A 19,256-nucleotide genomic window follows, 5' to 3' on the forward strand; every position below is an offset into this window, starting at 1 on the left:
CCCGACCTTGCGTCGGGTTTTTTCTGTTCTATCTCTTCAGGCCCGCTCAGACCAGCGTTGCCCCCAGCGCCTGAACCATCTGCGCCAATACCGAAGATTCGCCCTCCAGACGGACGCTCAACCCCTCGATTTCCCGACGAGGCGGGTAATGCTTGCGCAGGGCATCGAAGGCAAGGCGCTGAGCCGCGGTACCACCTGGCAGGCTGCGACGAAAATCGGCATCGTCACGGCGCGGGTCGTATACCCCCCGGCACAGCATGTTCAGTGCCCAGGCCGGATCGGTCTGACCGTCGAGAGAGACTTGCGCCAGCCAGGGCCTGGGCAGCAGATCCTCGAGGCGGATGGTTGCCGGCTGCCCCAGAAAGGCACAGAGCGCCTGATAGATCTGGGACGTTCCGCGCTGCCGGCCATCGAGGCTGTAGCCTGCGATGTGCGGAGTGCCGATGACACACAGATCCGCCAGCGGCACATTGACCTGAGGCTCACCCTCCCAGACGTCGAGTACGGCCTTCAGGTCTTTACGTTCAAGCAGCACGTCATGCAAGGCAGCGTTATCGATCACCGCGCCACGGCTGGCATTGATCAGCCAGGCGCCCTGCCGGAGCTGACGCAGACGCGACTCGTCGAACAGATGCCAGGTGGGCTGTTCGCCGTCTCTGGTCAAGGGCGTGTGCAGGCTGATGGCATCGCAACGCTCCACGATCTCGTCGAGGCTGACGAACCCGGCCTCTTCGCCTGCGCGGGGCGGGTCACAGACCAGTACGTTCCAGCCCAGTGCCTTCAGCACCTTGATCAGACGTCCACCGACCTGGCCTGCGCCTACGACACCATAGGTGCGCTGCTTGAGGTCCACGCCTTCGATCTCGGCCAGTGTCAGCAGGCTGCCCAGTACATAATCCACCACACCCCGGGCATTGCAGCCCGGCGCACTGGACCATTGAATGCCTGCCTGCTGGAAATACTCCAGGTCCAGATGGTCCGTACCGATGGTGCAGGTCCCGACAAAACGCACCGGGCTGCCTTCGAGCACCGCACGGTCGACGTTGGTCACGGAGCGCACCAGCAGGATATCGGCGTCGGCCACGGCCGCACGGTCGATGGAACGCCCCGGCAAGCGGCGTATTTCACCGAACCCGGCAAAAAAGGCATCGAGCAACGGGATATTTTCGTCAGCGACAATGCGCATGAAAGGCTCTCTGATAGCTGAAGGGAAGCGATCCGCGATCAGGGCTGTCAGGCCGAACCGGCCTCAGCCCTGCTTCTTGCGGATCCAGTAAAGAAAAGTCCCGCCCTCGGCCTGTTGCTCGACAAGCTCATGACCGAGAAACACACAGAACTTGGGAATGTCACGACGGGTGGAAGGGTCGGTCGCAATGACCTTGAGCAGGCCACCGGCGTGCAGATCACGAACCTTCTGATGCAGCATCATCACAGGCTCCGGGCACGTGAGACCACTGGCATCCAACGTGGCGTCGACAGACTGGCTTTCGATGGGTTCAGACATGGGGCACTCCAAAAACTGACGGCAATTGTCGCTCAATTCATCCAATCAGGCCAATCAGGCCTTACGCTGCCCCGCCTTGGCAACATCGAGCCGGCGAAGATGGCAGGTCACTTCCTCACGGTCGTGATAAAGCTGCTTGCACCCGATCGAAACCCTGACACCGCGTGCCTGAAAGCCCTCTTCGATACGATCGAGCAGACGGCGCACTTCAGCGTAGCGCTGCTTCATGGGCAACTTGAGGTTGACCACGGCCTCACGACACAGGCCTTCGCCCAGCCAGGTCTCCAGCAATGCGGCATTGCGCGCAGGCTTCTCGACGATGTCACATACCATCCAGTCCACCGTCTGCCTAGGCTTGTAGGTAAAGCCGTCGGCCATCAGGTGCTGCACCAGTCCGGTTTCCATCAGGCTTTCCGCCATCGGGCCATTGTCGATGGCCGTCACCAGCATGCCACGACGCACCAGTTGATAGGTCCAGCCACCCGGAGCCGCCCCAAGGTCCACCCCTGTCATGTCGCTGGACAGCCGCGTCTCCCACTGATCCTTCGGGATGAAGTGGTGCCAGGCTTCTTCGAGCTTCAGGGTCGAGCGGCTTGGCGCTTCACGGGGAAACTTCAGACGTGGAATGCCCATGGGCCACATGGCCGAGTTATCCGACTCGGCGAGGCCGAGAAACACCTCACGCCCACTCTTGAACGTCAGCAGCAGACGCGGCTTGCGCGGGTCATCCACCAGCTTGCCGGCCTGGGTCAGCGCCTTGCGCAGAGGGACCTCGAATTTTTTGCAGAAATTCGAAAGTTCCTTGCCGTCATTGGTGTCCACCACCTCCAGCCAGACGCTGCCACACGGTGGAAAATCCTGCATATGGGCCAGGATCACGCTGATGCGGTCGGTTTCGGGCAAGTCGAGAAAGACCCCGCGCGCCCATTGCCGAGGGAAGATCAACTGATCGAAACGCTGGCCGCTCATCAGCCGCTCGGCACCGTCCGGTTCCGTACAGACGAACTCGGCACAGGCCGTATCGGGTTTGGCCCTGGCGTAACCGGCCACGCTCAGACGTGCAGCATGATCGGATATCTCCGAGCAGACCTCGCTCTCGAAACCGGGCCGACAATGCATAAACAGCGTATTCATGGTTACTCCTGGGCAATGAACACTCGGGCGTAACCCCGCAGACTTGAAAGCCGCGCATGATAGCCGAATCAGGAACCACTGGCGCAGCCCGACAGTCCACAGAATGTCGAGCATCAAAACCGGGCTCCCGACCTGACCGACCCGGAGCCCGCCCACTGACGCTTGCAGATCATTCTTCAAGGAGTCGTTCATGCCCTCCCTAGATAGCCTGAAAAGCCTGAAAACGCTGGATATCGATAACAAGACCTACCACTACTTCAGCCTCCCGAAAGCCGCGGAATCATTGGGCGACCTGGACACACTGCCCATGTCGCTGAAGGTGTTGCTGGAAAACCTGCTACGCCATGAAGACGGCACGACCGTCACCGGGGCCGACCTGCAGGCACTGGCCGCCTGGCTGACCGAACGCCGCTCGGACCGGGAAATCCAGTACCGCCCGGCCCGAGTGCTGATGCAGGACTTTACCGGCGTGCCCGCCGTGGTGGATCTGGCCGCCATGCGTGCCGCCGTCGCCAGGGCCGGCGGTGACCCGCAACGGATCAATCCCCTGTCGCCCGTCGATCTGGTGATCGACCATTCGGTCATGGTGGACCGGTTCGGCGACGCCGACGCCTTCAGCGAGAACGTCGAGATCGAAATGCAGCGCAACGGGGAGCGCTATGCCTTTCTGCGCTGGGGCCAGAGCGCTTTCGACAACTTCAGCGTCGTGCCGCCCGGCACCGGCATCTGCCATCAGGTGAACCTGGAATACCTGGGCCGCACCGTCTGGACCCGGGAAGAAGACGGTCGCACCTATGCCTTCCCCGACACTCTGGTCGGGACCGACTCCCATACGACCATGATCAACGGCCTGGGTGTACTGGGCTGGGGTGTGGGCGGGATCGAGGCCGAGGCGGCCATGCTGGGCCAGCCTGTTTCAATGCTGATCCCGGAGGTGATCGGTTTCAGACTGACCGGCAAGCTCAAGGAAGGCATCACCGCTACGGATCTGGTCCTGACCGTCACCCAGATGCTGCGCAAGAAAGGCGTGGTCGGCAAGTTCGTGGAATTCTACGGCGACGGGCTGGCCGATCTACCGCTGGCCGACCGCGCGACCCTGGCCAACATGGCCCCCGAATACGGCGCTACCTGTGGCTTCTTTCCGGTGGATGAGGTGACGCTGGATTATCTGCGTCTTTCCGGCCGGCCGGACGACACCGTGAAACTGGTCGAGGCCTACTGCAAGGCCCAAGGCCTGTGGCGACTGCCTGGCAAGGACCCGGTCTTCACCGACAGCCTGGAACTGGACATGGGAACGGTGCAGGCCAGCCTCGCCGGCCCCAAACGCCCTCAGGACCGGGTCGTGCTGCCCGCCGTCGCCCAGGCATTCAGCGATTTTCTCGGGCTGCAGGTCAAGCCGGCACAGGTCGAAGAGGGACGTCTGGAAAGCGAAGGCGGTGGCGGCGTTGCCGTGGGCAATGCGGAACAATTGAGCGGCGAGGCCGAGTATGAATACAACGGCCACACCTATCGGCTGAAAAACGGCGCGGTGGTCATCGCGGCCATCACCTCGTGCACCAATACCTCCAACCCCAGTGTGATGATGGCGGCCGGTCTGGTCGCCAAAAAAGCCGTCGAAAAAGGCCTCAAGCGCAAGCCCTGGGTAAAAAGCTCCCTGGCCCCAGGCTCCAAAGTGGTGACCGATTACTACAAGGCCGCCGGGCTGACGCCCTATCTTGATGAATTGGGCTTCGATCTGGTGGGCTATGGGTGCACCACCTGCATCGGTAACTCAGGACCACTGCTGACCCCCATCGAGAACGCCATCCAGAATTCGGACCTGACCGTGGCGTCGGTGCTGTCCGGCAACCGAAACTTCGAGGGACGGGTACACCCGCTGGTCAAGACCAACTGGCTGGCCTCGCCGCCGCTGGTCGTGGCCTATGCCCTGGCGGGAACCGTACGCATCGATATCAGCAGCGAGCCTCTGGGCGAAGGCTCGGACGGCAAACCGGTCTACCTGCGCGACATCTGGCCAAGCCAGCAGGAAATCGCCGAGGCCGTGGCGCGCGTCAACACCGGCATGTTCCACAAGGAGTATGCCGAGGTCTTTGCCGGCGATGAACAATGGCAAGCCATCGAAGTCCCTCAGGCGGCCACTTATACCTGGCAGTCAGACTCCACCTACATTCAACACCCTCCCTTCTTTGAAGACATCGCAGGCCCCTTGCCGGTCATCGAAGATATTCAAGGCGCACGAATCCTTGCCCTGCTGGGGGACTCGGTCACCACTGACCATATTTCCCCGGCCGGCAATATCAAACCTGACAGCCCTGCCGGGCGTTACCTGCGCAACAAAGGTGTAGAACCCAAGGACTTCAACTCCTATGGATCACGCCGTGGCAACCATGAAGTGATGATGCGGGGCACCTTCGCCAACATTCGTATCCGCAACGAAATGCTGGGCGGTGAAGAAGGCGGTTATACCCTGCACGCCCCCACCGACGAGAAACTGCCGATCTACGATGCTGCCATGCGCTATCAGGCAGAAGGCACACCGCTGATCATTATTGCGGGCCAGGAATATGGCACAGGCTCCAGTCGTGACTGGGCTGCCAAGGGGACGAACCTGCTGGGGGTCAAGGCCGTCATTGCCGAAAGCTTCGAGCGGATTCATCGCTCCAATCTGGTCGGCATGGGCGTATTGCCCTTGCAATTCAAGAACGGGCAGAGCCGCACGTCCCTGAAACTCACCGGCAAGGAAACGCTGGCGATCAAGGGGCTGACCGATGCCGAACTGCAACCGGGCATGCGCCTGACTCTGCAAATCACCCGTGAAGACGGCCATCAGGAGCAGCAAGAAGTGCTGTGCCGGATCGACACCCTCAATGAAGTGGAATACTTCAAATCCGGAGGGATCCTGCATTACGTTTTAAGGCAGTTGATTGCCTCATGACAATGCGTCGCGAATGAACTCGCTTCCATAAGCGAATTCATTCGCGAAACACCCTAGAATCTCCCTTTTTGTTTCTGGAGGTTCTTCATGGCACCAAGGCATCGGGTATTTTTCGGCCTGCTCTGCCTCGGGTACTGCCTTGCACTGCTCCATGGCCAACTGGAGTGGCCTGCCGGGCTGGCAGCAGGTTTGCTGCTGACCGCCGGGTGGTGTGTCAGGCCCTCGGAACGACCGATGATCCGCAGGTGCGGGCATGCGCTCTTCGTGGTGACGGGCATTGCTCTGGCCAGTCACTGGCTACCCGGTTTCAACAATGCAAAAGTGATCGACGCAGTTCGCTTCAGCCCTGAAGCCGCCCCCTTCTCAATGGCCTTGAACCTGGACAAACCCCTGATCGGCTTCTGGCTGCTCATGTTCTGCCCCTGGCTGCTGCCATCCGTCAGTACGGCCCGCTCATTGAAAGTTGCAACCGGAGCACTGATCGCAACCTGCGGGCTGTGCATGGCAACGGCCTCGGTGATGGGTGTCACCGGCTGGGCTCCGAAATGGCCGGAATACGGCACACTCTGGTTATTGAACAATCTGCTGCTGGTGACCCTGACCGAAGAACTGTTTTTCCGCGTTTACCTGCAAGGTACCCTGCAACAATTCTTTAACAAGCTATGGTTTGGGAGCATTCTTGCAATCGGCATCGCTGCCATACTGTTCGGGCTGGCCCATATCGGCTCAGGATGGCCATGGGTATTGCTGGCAAGCCTCGCCGGGATCGGCTATGGCATTGCTTATCGATTCGGGGGCCTGCCAGCCTCGGTCATCACACATGCAGGCTTGAACCTGGTGCATTTCAGCCTGTTCACCTACCCGATGTTTGATCGATAAGTATTGATGCATGACAATGATTTTCCAGTCATTGTGCTTAATGAGCTCAATTTATCGGCATTGCTGCCGATAACTCTCCGAAGCCTATTGGATCGAAGGACCGAAAGCCATGCGTAACAACCAGCCAATCACTCAACGTGAGCGGACATTTCCAGCTGAACAGCGGTTGATCTCTACCACCGATACCAAAGGCCTCATCACTTACTGCAACGAAATCTTTCAGGAAGTCTCCGGCTTCAGTCACGACGAACTGATCAGGGCTCCACACAATCTGGTCCGGCACCCCGACGTTCCCGCCGCCGTTTTCGACCATATGTGGACGACCCTCAAAAGTGGTCAGCCGTGGATGGGTATCGTCAAGAACCGTTGCAAGAATGGCGACCACTATTGGGTCAATGCCTACGTGACGCCGATGTTCGAGAACAAGAAAGTCGTCGGTTTCGAGTCCGTGCGCATCAAGCCGACCGCTGAACAGATCCAGCGTGCCGAGGCTTTGTACGCCCGCATCAACAAAGGCAAGTCCGCCATCCCCAACCGTGACAAGTGGCTGCCGGTTCTTCAGGACTGGCTACCATTCATCATGGTCAGCCAGTTGAGCTTCATGATCGGCGCCTGGCTCAACTCGCACTGGGGCTTCATTCTGGCTGCCGCCCTGTCCGTCCCTCTGGGGCTGTTGGGCCTGACCTGGCAACAGCGTGGCATCAAACGCCTGCTGCGTCTTGCCGAGCAGACCACCTCCGACCCGCTGATCGCCCAGATGTATACCGACAGTCGCGGCCCGCAGGCTCGCCTGGAAATGTCCATCCTCAGCCAGGAAGCGCGGATGAAAACCTGCCTCACTCGCCTGCAGGACACCGCCGAGCACCTGAACACTCAGGCACGACAGTCCAACTCTCTGGCCAATGCCAGCTCCTCCGGGCTGGAGCGTCAGCGGGTCGAAACCGAGCAGGTCGCGACCGCCATCAACCAGATGGCGTCGACCACACAACAGGTGGCCAACCACGTACAGCGTGCAGCCGATGCGAGCCAGCAGGCCAATCAACTGACCCGTCGTGGCCGGGACATCGCCGGGGAAACCCGCGAGGCGATTCAACGCCTGTCCACCGCCGTAGGGGAAACCGGGCAGACCGTCACGCAACTGGCCAAGGACAGCGATGAAATCGGCGGTGTGGTCGACGTGATCAAGGGCATCGCCGATCAGACCAACCTCCTGGCCCTCAACGCCGCCATCGAAGCGGCACGTGCCGGGGAAATGGGTCGTGGTTTTGCTGTGGTCGCTGACGAAGTCCGTCAATTGGCACAACGCACGGCCGAATCCACCGGGCAGATCCACAGCCTGATCGCCAAGCTGCAACAGACCGCCAACAACGCCGTACAGACCATGAACTCCGGCCATCGCCAGGCCGAGGAAGGCGTTGCACGGGTCCTTGAGGCCGATGAAGCACTGATCGGCATCAGCGAAGCTGTCGCCAACATTACCGATATGGCCACCCAGATCGCCACGGCCACAGAAGAGCAGAATTCCGTCGCGGAAGAAATCAGCCGTAATATTTCCACCATCGCCGATCTGGCCGACAAGACTTCCGATGAAGCCCGCCACTCAGCCGTCCTCAGCGCCGAACTGACCGACACCGCCAACTCGCAGTATTCGTTGGTGGAACGCTTCAATCGGTAAGCCCTTGCAACACGAAAAGCCCCGGTCATCTTTACCGGGGCTTTTTCATATGCCTCAATGGCACGGTATTTCGATTGAGTAGACAGCATGAAGAAAAACATAACCCCTATGCCCTTCAAACCCAGCACTCTGGAGCGAGCCAGTCACCATGGGCACCAGAGCGGCGTCATCTGGCTGACAGGGTTATCCGGTTCAGGAAAATCCACACTGGCCATGAGCCTGGATCAAGAACTTATTCGCCAGGGGTATTCCAGCTTTGTGCTCGATGGCGATAACCTGCGCAACGGCCTCAATTCAAATCTCGGATTCAGCCATGAAGACCGTTCGGAAAACATTCGTCGTGCGGCTGAAGTGTCGGCACTGTTTTCCAGTGCCGGGTTGATCTGCATTGCCGCCTTCATTTCCCCCTATCGGGCAGACCGGGCACTCGCCCGAAAGATCTGCGGTCATAACTTCTTTGAAGTGCATGTATCCACGCAGCTTTCTGCCTGCGAGTCACGGGACCCGAAAGGCCTGTATAAAAAAGCCCGTGCCGGTGAAATACCGGACTTCACAGGTATCGGATCACCTTACGAAGAACCCGAACATCCAGATCTGGCCATTGATACCAGCCACGAACCACTGACTGTCAGCGTTCAGCGCCTTCTGGCGTTTACCCGGCAGAAACTCTCACTCGAGAACCCCCAGTAAAAACATACCCGTCCATGAATACCGTCACTTCACCTTTCGACTGAGGTCATCGACATCACGCCTCACACTCTTCAACTCACGCTCCTGGTCGCTGATATCACGCTTGAGGCTGGATATCTCACTGGAGCTGGAGTTGCCGTTTGAGCGCTTCAAGTCACTGACCTGCCCTTCCAGTTGTTTGATGCCGCGACCCTGTTCATCGAGCTGACTCTTGAGGCTGGCAATATCAGTGTCGCGGGTGCGACTGCCCGAACCGGAAGAGGCGTTATTGCGCTTGAGTTCATCGATCACCCTGGCCTGCTCATCGATGATTCTCTTCAGACTCGCCAACTCATTGGCATGGGTCTTTATCGCATCCTGCATATTTCGCACGTCATTCACGGAAATACCGGTATTGCGTATCTCATACCCCTTGATTCCCTCGTTATGGGTAGCGGCAATATTGTCAGACCCCGAAGCACTGAAAGAACTGACCTCCACGGCGGCGTGAGCCTGCGAAAACGCCAGCGCAACAAGAAGCGAAACCACCGTTTTCCCTTTGAACCTGATACGAGACAAACTGCCGGGGTTGGCCATGACTGAATTCCCTGTAAGCGCCGAAATGGCACAATGCTATGATTTGATTTTCGATGAATAGTTCATTGTGCCTATTCTTGTTGCCTGTCCCCTGCCTGCCACCCGCTTTATCGAGACAGGGCAGCCACTCACGAAACAGTTGAATTACAAATCTTCAACTCATTTGAATTGACACCTCTTCTTATTGAAGGAAGGACCTTTCCGATAATATTGAAAGATACATCCTCGACGATAAAAAACGTCTCAAGACACCCCACTTCACTCCAGATCAACTCATTATTCTTATCTGGAAATGTCTAACCCGACCCTTATTTGAAATAACTTCCCGGCCTCACCCCACCGTTTTTAAAGCACCATCTATTGACCGAGTCTTTTTCTGTAACAACCCTTCACAGAAACATCCTAAACAAACAGGTCCCCCCTCTCCTTCTTGACCCCACGCTTACATCCCCTTGTAATGTTAAAAACACGCCAACAAGCATCCGCTGTATATAAAACCTTCAGCTAAAGACCAGAGTCCACCTTGAGTAGAAAAAACAAACCATGGTCTCGAACAGGTGAGATCAACACCGACCTATCGAACGCACTCGAACGCCCCCTGTTACCGGGTATCAATTCCGACGCGATCAGTCATGAGCAGGTGCATGCCGGTATATCCGTCCATATTCCTTATTCCCCCGTGATGCAGCCCGACGACCTCATCATTTTTTATTGGGGCCGACATCAAACGTCGACACCCATCCGTCAACAGGACACTGAAAACACCATCGCCGGAATACTGTGCATTACCTACAATCTCATCACTCACGTTCAGTACGGCCTTGTCGAGCTTTACTATGAAATACATCGGGCAGATCAGCTCATCGGCACTTCCCCCCTTCTGCGCGTTACCGTCAGCCACCATGCACCCGTCACCTCAAAACAGCGTCAGCGCAAACGCTCCATGAAGCGACGCTTTCCGGCCAAATGAACAAGGCCCCCGGTGATCGCTCGCCGGGGGCCTTGTTCATTGCCTGATTGCCTCAGAATGCGAGTCGAAGACCCACATTGGCTCCCCAGGGTTGTTCGACCCGCTTGCCTTTCATGTAATCGAAATCTGCATGCACTTGCAGGCGTTCGGACAATGACACCGACACCCCCGCCCCCAGCTCCACGCGGGAACCGAAGAGGCTATTGTCGAATCGAGAGTCATTGACCCTGACATCATTGCTGCGCGAAAACTCCTGGGCTGCTGCCACACGCACATACGGCTGCAAGACACCGCCATCCTTGAGCGCAAGAGTACGCCCCGCGACACTGCCGACCTTGCCCAGCACCGATTGGGCATGATCATTCCGGGCCTGCAAGCCATTGTTCATACGGTAATCCTCCCCCCGAACCACTACGCCAGCCAATTGGGCGAAAGGCTCCAGAAAGTAGTTGTCGGGCAGCTTGATATGTCGCCCGAACTCCACCGACGCGCCCAACCCCGTGTTGTTGTAGTCGCCCCTTGCCTTGCCAGAATCGCTCATGGCGACATCGGACTTGTTGCGGAAGCGGTTGAACTTGAGCACGCCGTCCAGGTAGTAACCTTCGTCCGACAGCCAGGTGCCATAGGCTCCGACATAGTAGCTATCGACCTTGCCTGTAGTGCCACGGCTCAGGTCCAGATCGGATTGGCTGTAGCCCCCCATGACACCCAATAACAGTTGCCCATTGCTGACCGGAAGTGGCGCATCCGCCCCCAGCGACACACCCTGGCTCTGATGCCGGTAGTCGACGTCATCGCTGGTGGTGGCATTGAAACGACTGCCATAGGTCCGCATCCACCCGCCGCCCTGGCCACTGGCGCGCACCTCCCCCATACGACTGCGCAAGGTCGAAAGCTCGCTCATCCAGATGATCGGCGCGGCATTGAACAAGGCCAGTGCAGCGCTGGTTGAGGGGCTGATGGTCTTGCCGCTGCCGACGACGAACCAGTCATTACCCTGCTGCTCCAGCAGATAGGAATAGGTCCCCAGGTCAACCCTCCCGCCAATCAGACTGAACTGTGCATCGCCTCCCTCGGTATGCACGACTCTCAAGGGGGTCATATCCGGCGATACCACCTCGACGCCCGTGTTGCGGATATTCAGTCCGAACTCGCCACTGGCCTGCCCTTTCACCTCGATCAGATCGCCCACGCCGTTATCCAGATCGACACGCATGCCGAAGGTACCGGTACCGGACAGCGCGTTCAGCGACAAGGTATGAAACCCGCTCTCGCCAAAACTCACACGCCCGCCGTCCATGCTCAGCGACTGGATCGAATTATCGCCGACCATCTGCCAATGAGCCCCTGACTGAACGGCCAGGGTGTTGCCATTGATGATGTCACCGGTGAGTTGTGCATGGTTGCGCAAGGTGACGTTCAAGGTGCTGGCGTCATCGGAGACGAGGTTGCCGGTGAGGGCACTGTTATCAACCGCGAAATTCACGGTATGACCGTCCTCGAGCTCCAGCAGGTTACCGTTGCCGGAAAGCAGGCTTGAGTGATTCTGAAGGGTGATATCCACGACCGCACCAAAGGTATCCCATTGATCGACCTTGATTGCAGCCCCCGTGATGCCTTCGATGATAGAGTTATCGATCACTGCGCTGCTGGTGGTACCGGCATTGTCATTGTATGGCAGGTGCTCGCCTTCAATAATCCGCAGGCCATTCAGGTCACCCCGGATATGACTACCGCCTGAAATGACTGCATCCCCTCCCGATATCAGAAGCCCCCACCCTCCACCCGTCTCGGAGAAAGCGCCATAGACCTGGGTATTGCTCATTTCAAGACGGCTTAACTGGCTCAAGCCGATGCCATAAAAGATACCGGATATGTCACTGTCAGTGATCGTGGCCCATGATCCTGGTTTGGAGACACCAGGACGAGTTCCCAGCAATATGCCGAAATTCTGGCTATTCCTGACAATGGCCTGCTCAAGGATAACGCGGCTGTCAACTACATCAACGCCAGCATTGACCGTCCCGGACTTTACGACCACCCTTGAATCGTCAACCACCACATGATTGGCGACCCCTCCCTCCAGAATGTTCAGTATTCCGCCTCTGGTCACGGAATAAGAATGAACAGGCGTTGAAGACGTGACTGTTTCCTCCCGGCCACTCACTGGAATGGTCGCCAGGATGCCCTGCCCCGGAACATTGACCCAGACATGATCGACCTCTGCCCCCGCCTCCAACGCAAAAAGCGCACTCAGCGACATGAAGACAGAAGAAACACCAACCGCTTTTTTTCTATAAGACACCTTTCATACTCCCGATAATGGAAGTCGTCATGGTGATTTACAGATCAACGTCTAAAGATTTGAACCCCCGGTTCAAAAAGTAGGAACACTCCTAAATAAACGAACTCATAGTCCTACGGACTTTTCTGCAGCCACTTCATATCAGAGAAGCCATTTAAAAATAAAAACATTTACCGCCCTATTGACGCCCACTAAAAAAAACGATTACGTCAGCCACGCAGTTCAAGAATCCATTGGCCAATATCATCTTTTCTGCCATCCACCCTTACCCGGTCATATGAATATTTCCATGTAAGGTCGTACGTTATTATTTATTTTCAAGGAATAGAATCATGTCACATCAACCCCAAGTGCCCACCATCATTTCCGGTAACTTCCCCCGCGTACAGGACCCTGACTTGAAAGCGCCCGATGTCGCCGCGGCCTTTCATGATGAAGACACTCCGGGACTGTTACCGATTTCCGAGTTGAACAATCCGGTCATTGTCGATCTGGAAGTATGGGAAGGTGCTCGCCCAGGCTATACCTACAAACTGTTCTGGAATGGTGAAGAAATCGAGCCTTCAAAACCGATTCTTGATACTCACCGTCCTGGCGACCCTCTCACACTCGAGATTCCCGTCAACCTTCTGACCGAAGGCACACATACTCTGCAATATCAGACTTTAAACCCTGAAAGTCAGATCAGAAACGAGTCCAACATATTCAACCTGGTCATTGACAGGACCGCCCCGGGCGAACCGGAACTCAGTGCAATCCTGTTTCCTCCCGAAGTACAGAATGGATTGACCGCTGCCGAACTGGCACAACTGGGCGGCAAACTGGACGTGCAGATTGCGGGTTACACCGGCATGGCCAAGCACGACCGTGTCCAGACCTACTGGGGAGCGAACCCGGGGCCGGAAGCCACCGTCACCGAAGACGACATGGGCCTGGACAGGGTCGCCATTACCTTCACCCGTGCCTTTCTGGACAGCCAGGGAGATACGGAGCAACTGGTCAAATACAAGGTCTTCGACCGGGCTGGCAACCCCTCCATCGACTCCAATCCCATGCCCATTCTCCTCAAGCTGCAGGACATCCCGGTCAACTTCCCGGCTCCGATCATCGATCCGGCCTTGGGCACTCTGATCGATCATGCCGAAGCGCAGGCCGGTGTACAGGTGGACATCCCCAAGTACCCGGGGGCCAGCCCTTTCGATATGATCCGGCTGTTCTGGGGGCAGGATAACCCGATGGTGCCGGTCGCCTTGCCGCCCGGTAACGAGAACGAAGACATTGTGCTGTCGCTTCGCATTCCCTATGAAACGCTCAACAAGAACCCTGTTGGCACGGTGCAGGTCTTTTATGAAGTCACACGCCAGCTGGACCTGGCCGGTACATCGCTCAACAGTGTGATCGATGTATACCTGACGCTGCCCATTCCATCACCGCTCGATACCCTTATCGTTCAAGGGACCAGTGTGGAAAGTCCCGACACCACCGACAACTTCATTGATGAAGAAGACTATGAACTCAATGCGCTCGGGGTCGTCAAGTGGAATACCGATTTTGCCATCAGCGATAACCTGAACCTCTTCTGGGGAGAACAGCAAAAACCGCAGTGGTATCAAATCAAGGCATCGGATATTGCAGCCGCCAGGGATCTGTTGATTCCCATCGACAATGCAATCATGAAGGCCCAGGGCACGGGAGCGGAAATTCCGGTTCACTATACGGTGACCCGTGCGGGCAATCCCAACCCGGTCAAATGCCCGGTTCAATTAGTGACCGTCCGCTCCAAGGAAGAACTTCCGGGGGGCGCTGACGGGCTGGACGGCCCGCCCTTCAAACTCAACGATGTCGGTTTTATCGCCCCTATTCTCAACCCTAACGGGGCTGACCTGATCATTGCGCCTTATATCAATATTGCCGAAGGTCAGAAAATGACACTGACCTTCAAGGGCTTTGACAAGAGCAATAACCCGATCCCGGCATCCGACTATACGGCCAATAGAACACTGGACAGTAACGATGTTGCGAAGGGTTATACCTTTACCGTGCCCGACCTCAATCTTCGTACGATCTGTACCGGTTTTGCAGAAGCCAGTTTCCGTGTCGACCCGCCCGCCGGCAGCAACCAGAGTTCCGTTACTTCAAAAGTGACACGCGCGCCAGTGAACATGCTCGATTCGGTTCAACCGACCTGCATCATTCGTTAGGTTCTGTACGAAAAGTCGGCGAGCGAAGGTCAGGCAAGGCAAAAAACGGCGAGGAACGGTCGGAGTCGCGCTCGACTTGACGGGTTGTCAATGAGCATTCCGATCGGACTCGCGCACGAGCCGGTTTTTAACGCAGCATGACCGAGCGCAGCCACTTTACGTACAAAACCTAAGTAACAGTACGGGCCGTACACGGCCCGCACTGCACAATTTATCAGAGACATGAAAAATGGATACTTCACTCCTCTCTCAACAACAAGAACTTGAAAAACCGGAAATTCCGGCCGCACTTGAAAATGGAATACTGCCCATTGAGTTTCTCGACAAACCTGTCCCGGTCAAACTCAAGGTGTGGGCAGGCGCACGTCCCGGTTATACCTACCAACTGCTCTGGAATGGCATGACAGCCGGGCCGAAGAAACCGATTCTGGCTGGCCAGCAGCCAGGCGATGAACTGACCCTGGAAATCCCTGTGGCCTTGCTCACCGAAGGGCTGCACAAGGTGGCCTACGAAACGGCAAACCCTGAAAGCCAAGTCATGGACAGGTCTCCAGAAACGTCAATCGAAGTGGACCGCACCGCCCCCGGCAACCCGCAACTTGGCCCGATCATCTTCCCCGCCTTCGTTGACGACGGGCTGACGTCCGATGAACTGGACACGGTGAACAACGTGCTCAAGGGCAGCATTGCCAGTTACAACGGCATGAAAGAAGGCGATGTCATTCGCACCTACTGGAACCGGATTCCCGGTCCCATCGTCATGGTCAACAAGGACGATATGGGACTGCAAAGGGTGAATGTGGACTTTGTCAGGGCCTTTCTCGAAACCATTGGTGATATCGAGGCCCCCGTTCACTACACGGTGACTGACCAGGCCGGCAATCAGTCCATGGAGTCGGAGGCGAAGCTCGTCAGGTTGCAGTTGTCGGTCTTGCTACCTCTTCCTCTCCCCGGCGTCAAGGAAGCCACGGGCGACACCCTCGACCCGATCAATGCCCCCCAGGGTGCCACCGTGCAGATAGACACCAGCGCCCGCCTTGCCGCCGGCGAACGGGTCACCGTGCTGTGGCAGGGCCCCAAGGGCAGCGATGCCCGGGAAAGGATCGTCACCACCGCCGATGTGGGCAAAGTACTGGAACTCACCTTCACGGCAGAGCTGGTCAATGCCAACGCCGGTCAGACGGTCCAGGTGTCGTATACCGTCAACCGCCTCAACGGCAGCGTGGAGCAGTCCGGGACTCTCGCCCTGAACATCCTCGGCGGCACGATCAGGCTACCGGCCCCGACCATGGATACCGTCGGAGCCGATGGCGTCGTGATCCCGTCGAAAATCCCGGCATCCGGGGCCATCGTACGCGTGACCTACAGTGGCATGAGCCCTGGCGACAGCGTGGTGGTCAACTGGCGGGGTGCCCAGGCCTACGACACACCTGCACAGGTGGTGGGTGGCAATACCGAGCTGCAATTCAATATCGACAAGGCCCTGATCGAAGCCAGTGCGGGAGCGACCGCCACCGTCACCTACACCGTCACCCGTTCAGGCACGGCGACCCTGTCTGCGACGCTGTGGCTGACGATCCGGCAGGAACTGGTTTTCGACACGTCTCCCGTCACCCTGAAAGGCAAGGTCTATCTGCTCCCCCACTATCCCGACCTGTTGCCACTCATGCCGGCAGACACGACCGTGAAACGCACCGCCAGCGGTGGTCAGGCACCTTATGTCTACCGTTCGAGCGACCCGTTGGTGGCCAAGGTAGACGGCAATGGCCTGACCTCTGTACGCGGCAAGGGCACAGCCACCATTTCGGTCACCGACAGCCTGGGTGAAACGAAGAGCTATCGGGTCATCGTGAGCGGCGTCCTTCATTGCCTGGGGACAGGCGCGGGGTCCTACTCGAAGATGGCGGCAGCGGCAGAAGCTCAGGGTGCGCGCATGCCCTCCATCCAGGAACTTCATGAAATTCATCATGCCTACAACAACCAGTGGCCGATGGGGCATGGCAACTACTGGTCCAGCACGGTCGCCATGACCAATCTGGTCGGCTGGAAGTGGTACTACGTGAAAAATCTCGTCACAGGCGCAGACTTCAAATTGCTGCATCACAATGCCAGTCTTGGCGTCGCTATCCGCTAGGACCTCCCTGCGACATAGCTCGAATGCCCGGGGCGTTACCGGAAAGACGTAACGCCCTCTCCCCTGTTCACGCACCCGGCATACAGCCATTCCGTTCCAAGAGCCAGACCATGCGCCACCCCGCCATCCCGCCCAAACGCTTCGTGCGCCCGCCCACCTGTGAAGGGCACTTCAAGGTCAACGTCAACAGGACGCCCTTGCAGGTGTCGTCTCTGCTGGGCAGGTTGACCCTGCGCCCGGAGCTGTCACAGACACCCAGCCACTGGATCTGGAAAGTCATCGCTGACGGCAAGGTAGGCCATAAACGGACCAGCATCGGCCTGTTTTTCGACAAGGACCTAGAACCCGGCACCTATGACCTGATCGGCAATGAACGCATCAAGGTGGTCTACAACGAAACACCGCACTGGCAGAGCGTCATTTACCATTCGGCGCATTTTCAGGCCGGTCTGTTTACCCTGATCGAATCCGACCCTCAAAAGCAGCGCCTGCAAGGGCTGTTCAACTTCAGCATTCCGGCCATTGATTTCGAGGTCACAGACGGCGCTTTCGAGGTGTATTGCCAATGAGTCAGGCGCGCAGGAAATCCGCGATCTGCTGCGCAGACGCCGACAGACACTGCGCATGGCTCAACCCCGACACTTTCAGGGGCTTGAGATCATGATTGGCGGTCGGCAGCCAATGCAGTCTGATTGCAGCCGATAACTCATATCCCTGCACCGTTTCACGGTTGCCCAAGGCATCGCGCTCGCCCTGAACGATCAGGGTCGGCGTCTTCAGACCGGCCAGATGCGCCACACGAGGTTTCTCGGGCTTTCCCGTGGCATAGAACGGATAGCCCAGGCAGACCAGCGCCTCGGCCCCTACCTCATCAGCGATCAGGCTGGCCATCCTCCCCCCCATGGACTTGCCGCCGATGGCCAGACGACCAGCGACATGAGGTCGCACGCTGGCATACACCTCACGCCAGCAATCAAGCAGACGAGCCTGGGGATCAGGGGGACGCCTGCTGCCCTTCAGGCGACGCTGCGTCATGTAGGGAAACTCGAAGCGCAGGACGTTAACCCCACATAAAGCAAGGTCTTCAGCCATATCGTTCATGAAGTCGCTGTCCATCGGTGCACCAGCACCATGCGCCAGGATCAGAGTCACATCGCCATTAACCGCCTCCGACGACGCCGCCGTCCAGAGCCAGCCGTTGTCCCGAGCCAGTTGTACGCATTGATCCCTGTCAATGCAGGCCTCTTGCCCATTGCCCATGCTTGCCTCGCTTCTGATGAGTCTGCCAATAACCCGGAGCTATAACCGTGCGTAATGGCCCCGACCAAGCTGGATGGGATACACACCTAAATGAACACAACTAACAGTACCGCCTATAACTATCAGGTGGTTCGCCAGTTCGCCATTATGACGGTGATCTGGGGAATTGTCGGGATGGGCCTCGGCGTTTTTCTGGCCGCCCAACTGGTCTGGCCTGAACTTAACTTCAACTTGCCGTGGACAAGCTTTGGTCGCTTGCGTCCACTTCATACCAATGCGGTCATCTTCGCCTTTGGTGGCTGCGCGCTGTTCGCCAGCTCCTACTACGCCGTGCAACGCACCTGCCAGACCCAACTGTTTCTGCCAAAACTGGCAGCCTTCACGTTCTGGGGCTGGCAACTGGTGATCCTCCTGGCCGCCATCAGCCTGCCACTGGGTTACACCACCTCGAAGGAATACGCCGAGCTGGAATGGCCGATCGACATCCTGATCGCCGTGGTCTGGGTCGCCTATGCAATCGTGTTCTTCGGCACCGTGGCCAAGCGCACCACCAAGCATATCTATGTCGGCAACTGGTTCTTCGGTGCATTCATCCTGACCGTGGCCCTGCTGCACATCGTCAACAACCTGGAACTGCCGGTCAGCCTGACCAAATCCTACTCCCTGTACGCCGGTGCAACCGACGCGATGGTGCAGTGGTGGTACGGCCACAACGCCGTAGGCTTTTTCCTGACCGCCGGCTTCCTGGGGATGATGTACTACTTCGTACCCAAGCAGGCTGAACGTCCGGTCTACTCCTATCGCCTGTCCATCGTGCACTTCTGGGCACTGATCACCCTGTACATCTGGGCCGGTCCGCACCACCTGCACTACACCGCGCTGCCGGACTGGGCGCAGTCGCTGGGCATGGTGATGTCGCTGATCCTCCTGGCGCCAAGCTGGGGCGGCATGATCAACGGCATGATGACCCTCTCGGGCGCCTGGCATAAGTTG

The 19,256-nt window shown here is 57.7% G+C and carries 15 protein-coding genes; 9 read left to right on the forward strand and 6 right to left on the reverse strand.

What is annotated here, in order from left to right; all coding sequences use genetic code 11:
* Window positions 1-46: 46 nt before the first annotated feature.
* From pdxB to rlmM, 3 genes are all read right to left on the reverse strand, one after another.
* Window positions 47-1,186 (reverse strand): 4-phosphoerythronate dehydrogenase PdxB, encoded by a 1,140-nt coding sequence (gene pdxB, locus ACIPY9_RS21440; RefSeq protein ID WP_400706155.1) that lies wholly within the window; start codon window positions 1,184-1,186, stop codon window positions 47-49.
* 63 nt (window positions 1,187-1,249) lie between these two features.
* The gene (gene tusA / locus ACIPY9_RS21445) at window positions 1,250-1,504 is read right to left on the reverse strand and encodes a sulfurtransferase TusA (RefSeq protein WP_400706158.1); all 255 of its coding nucleotides are present in this window, start codon (window positions 1,502-1,504) and stop codon (window positions 1,250-1,252) included.
* 54 nt (window positions 1,505-1,558) lie between these two features.
* On the reverse strand, window positions 1,559-2,638 hold the full coding sequence (gene rlmM / locus ACIPY9_RS21450) for a 23S rRNA (cytidine(2498)-2'-O)-methyltransferase RlmM (protein ID WP_400706161.1): 1,080 nt from the start codon (window positions 2,636-2,638) through the stop codon (window positions 1,559-1,561).
* Window positions 2,639-2,828: 190 nt separating this feature from the next.
* Between rlmM and acnA the strand changes: the two genes are divergently transcribed.
* The 4 genes from acnA to cysC all read left to right on the forward strand — a co-directional run bounded on the left by acnA (window position 2,829) and on the right by cysC (window position 8,817).
* Window positions 2,829-5,573, forward strand: coding sequence for an aconitate hydratase AcnA (gene acnA, locus ACIPY9_RS21455; protein ID WP_400706164.1), 2,745 nt, complete (start codon window positions 2,829-2,831; stop codon window positions 5,571-5,573).
* A gap of 87 nt (window positions 5,574-5,660) precedes the next feature.
* Window positions 5,661-6,452 (forward strand): lysostaphin resistance A-like protein, encoded by a 792-nt coding sequence (locus tag ACIPY9_RS21460; protein ID WP_400706167.1) that lies wholly within the window; start codon window positions 5,661-5,663, stop codon window positions 6,450-6,452.
* 109 nt (window positions 6,453-6,561) lie between these two features.
* Entirely contained in the window at window positions 6,562-8,127 is a 1,566-nt protein-coding gene (locus tag ACIPY9_RS21465; RefSeq protein ID WP_400706170.1) for a methyl-accepting chemotaxis protein, read from the forward strand.
* Between the two features lie 87 nt (window positions 8,128-8,214).
* Window positions 8,215-8,817, forward strand: coding sequence for an adenylyl-sulfate kinase (cysC, locus tag ACIPY9_RS21470; RefSeq protein ID WP_400706173.1), 603 nt, complete (start codon window positions 8,215-8,217; stop codon window positions 8,815-8,817).
* A 24-nt stretch (window positions 8,818-8,841) separates the two neighbouring features.
* Here the strand turns inward: cysC and ACIPY9_RS21475 are convergent, their stop codons facing one another.
* Window positions 8,842-9,345 carry a hypothetical protein gene (locus tag ACIPY9_RS21475; protein WP_400706176.1) on the reverse strand — a complete coding sequence of 168 codons (504 nt, stop codon included), beginning with the start codon at window positions 9,343-9,345 and terminating at the stop codon, window positions 8,842-8,844.
* Between the two features lie 571 nt (window positions 9,346-9,916).
* On the opposite strand from ACIPY9_RS21475, the gene ACIPY9_RS21480 reads away from it, so the two are divergent.
* Window positions 9,917-10,363, forward strand: coding sequence for a hypothetical protein (locus tag ACIPY9_RS21480; RefSeq protein ID WP_400706179.1), 447 nt, complete (start codon window positions 9,917-9,919; stop codon window positions 10,361-10,363).
* Between the two features lie 52 nt (window positions 10,364-10,415).
* Here the strand turns inward: ACIPY9_RS21480 and ACIPY9_RS21485 are convergent, their stop codons facing one another.
* Window positions 10,416-12,626 (reverse strand): autotransporter outer membrane beta-barrel domain-containing protein, encoded by a 2,211-nt coding sequence (locus ACIPY9_RS21485; protein ID WP_400706209.1) that lies wholly within the window; start codon window positions 12,624-12,626, stop codon window positions 10,416-10,418.
* Between the two features lie 374 nt (window positions 12,627-13,000).
* On the opposite strand from ACIPY9_RS21485, the gene ACIPY9_RS21490 reads away from it, so the two are divergent.
* The 3 genes from ACIPY9_RS21490 to ACIPY9_RS21500 all read left to right on the forward strand — a co-directional run bounded on the left by ACIPY9_RS21490 (window position 13,001) and on the right by ACIPY9_RS21500 (window position 17,572).
* Window positions 13,001-14,869, forward strand: coding sequence for a hypothetical protein (locus tag ACIPY9_RS21490; protein WP_400706182.1), 1,869 nt, complete (start codon window positions 13,001-13,003; stop codon window positions 14,867-14,869).
* Window positions 14,870-15,098: 229 nt separating this feature from the next.
* Window positions 15,099-17,003, forward strand: a complete 1,905-nt coding sequence (locus tag ACIPY9_RS21495) for a hypothetical protein (RefSeq protein ID WP_400706185.1) — start codon at window positions 15,099-15,101, stop codon at window positions 17,001-17,003.
* 110 nt (window positions 17,004-17,113) lie between these two features.
* Window positions 17,114-17,572, forward strand: a complete 459-nt coding sequence (locus ACIPY9_RS21500; protein ID WP_400706188.1) for a hypothetical protein — start codon at window positions 17,114-17,116, stop codon at window positions 17,570-17,572.
* 1 nt (window position 17,573) lies between these two features.
* Here the strand turns inward: ACIPY9_RS21500 and ACIPY9_RS21505 are convergent, their stop codons facing one another.
* Window positions 17,574-18,263 (reverse strand): alpha/beta family hydrolase, encoded by a 690-nt coding sequence (locus tag ACIPY9_RS21505; RefSeq protein WP_400706191.1) that lies wholly within the window; start codon window positions 18,261-18,263, stop codon window positions 17,574-17,576.
* 90 nt (window positions 18,264-18,353) lie between these two features.
* Between ACIPY9_RS21505 and ACIPY9_RS21510 the strand changes: the two genes are divergently transcribed.
* On the forward strand, window positions 18,354-19,256 hold a 903-nt coding region (locus ACIPY9_RS21510), incomplete at its 3' end, for a cbb3-type cytochrome c oxidase subunit I (RefSeq protein WP_400706194.1).

It is taken from the genome of Pseudomonas sp. NPDC089734 (assembly GCF_044748865.1).
Classification (GTDB): Bacteria; Pseudomonadota; Gammaproteobacteria; order Pseudomonadales; family Pseudomonadaceae; genus Aquipseudomonas.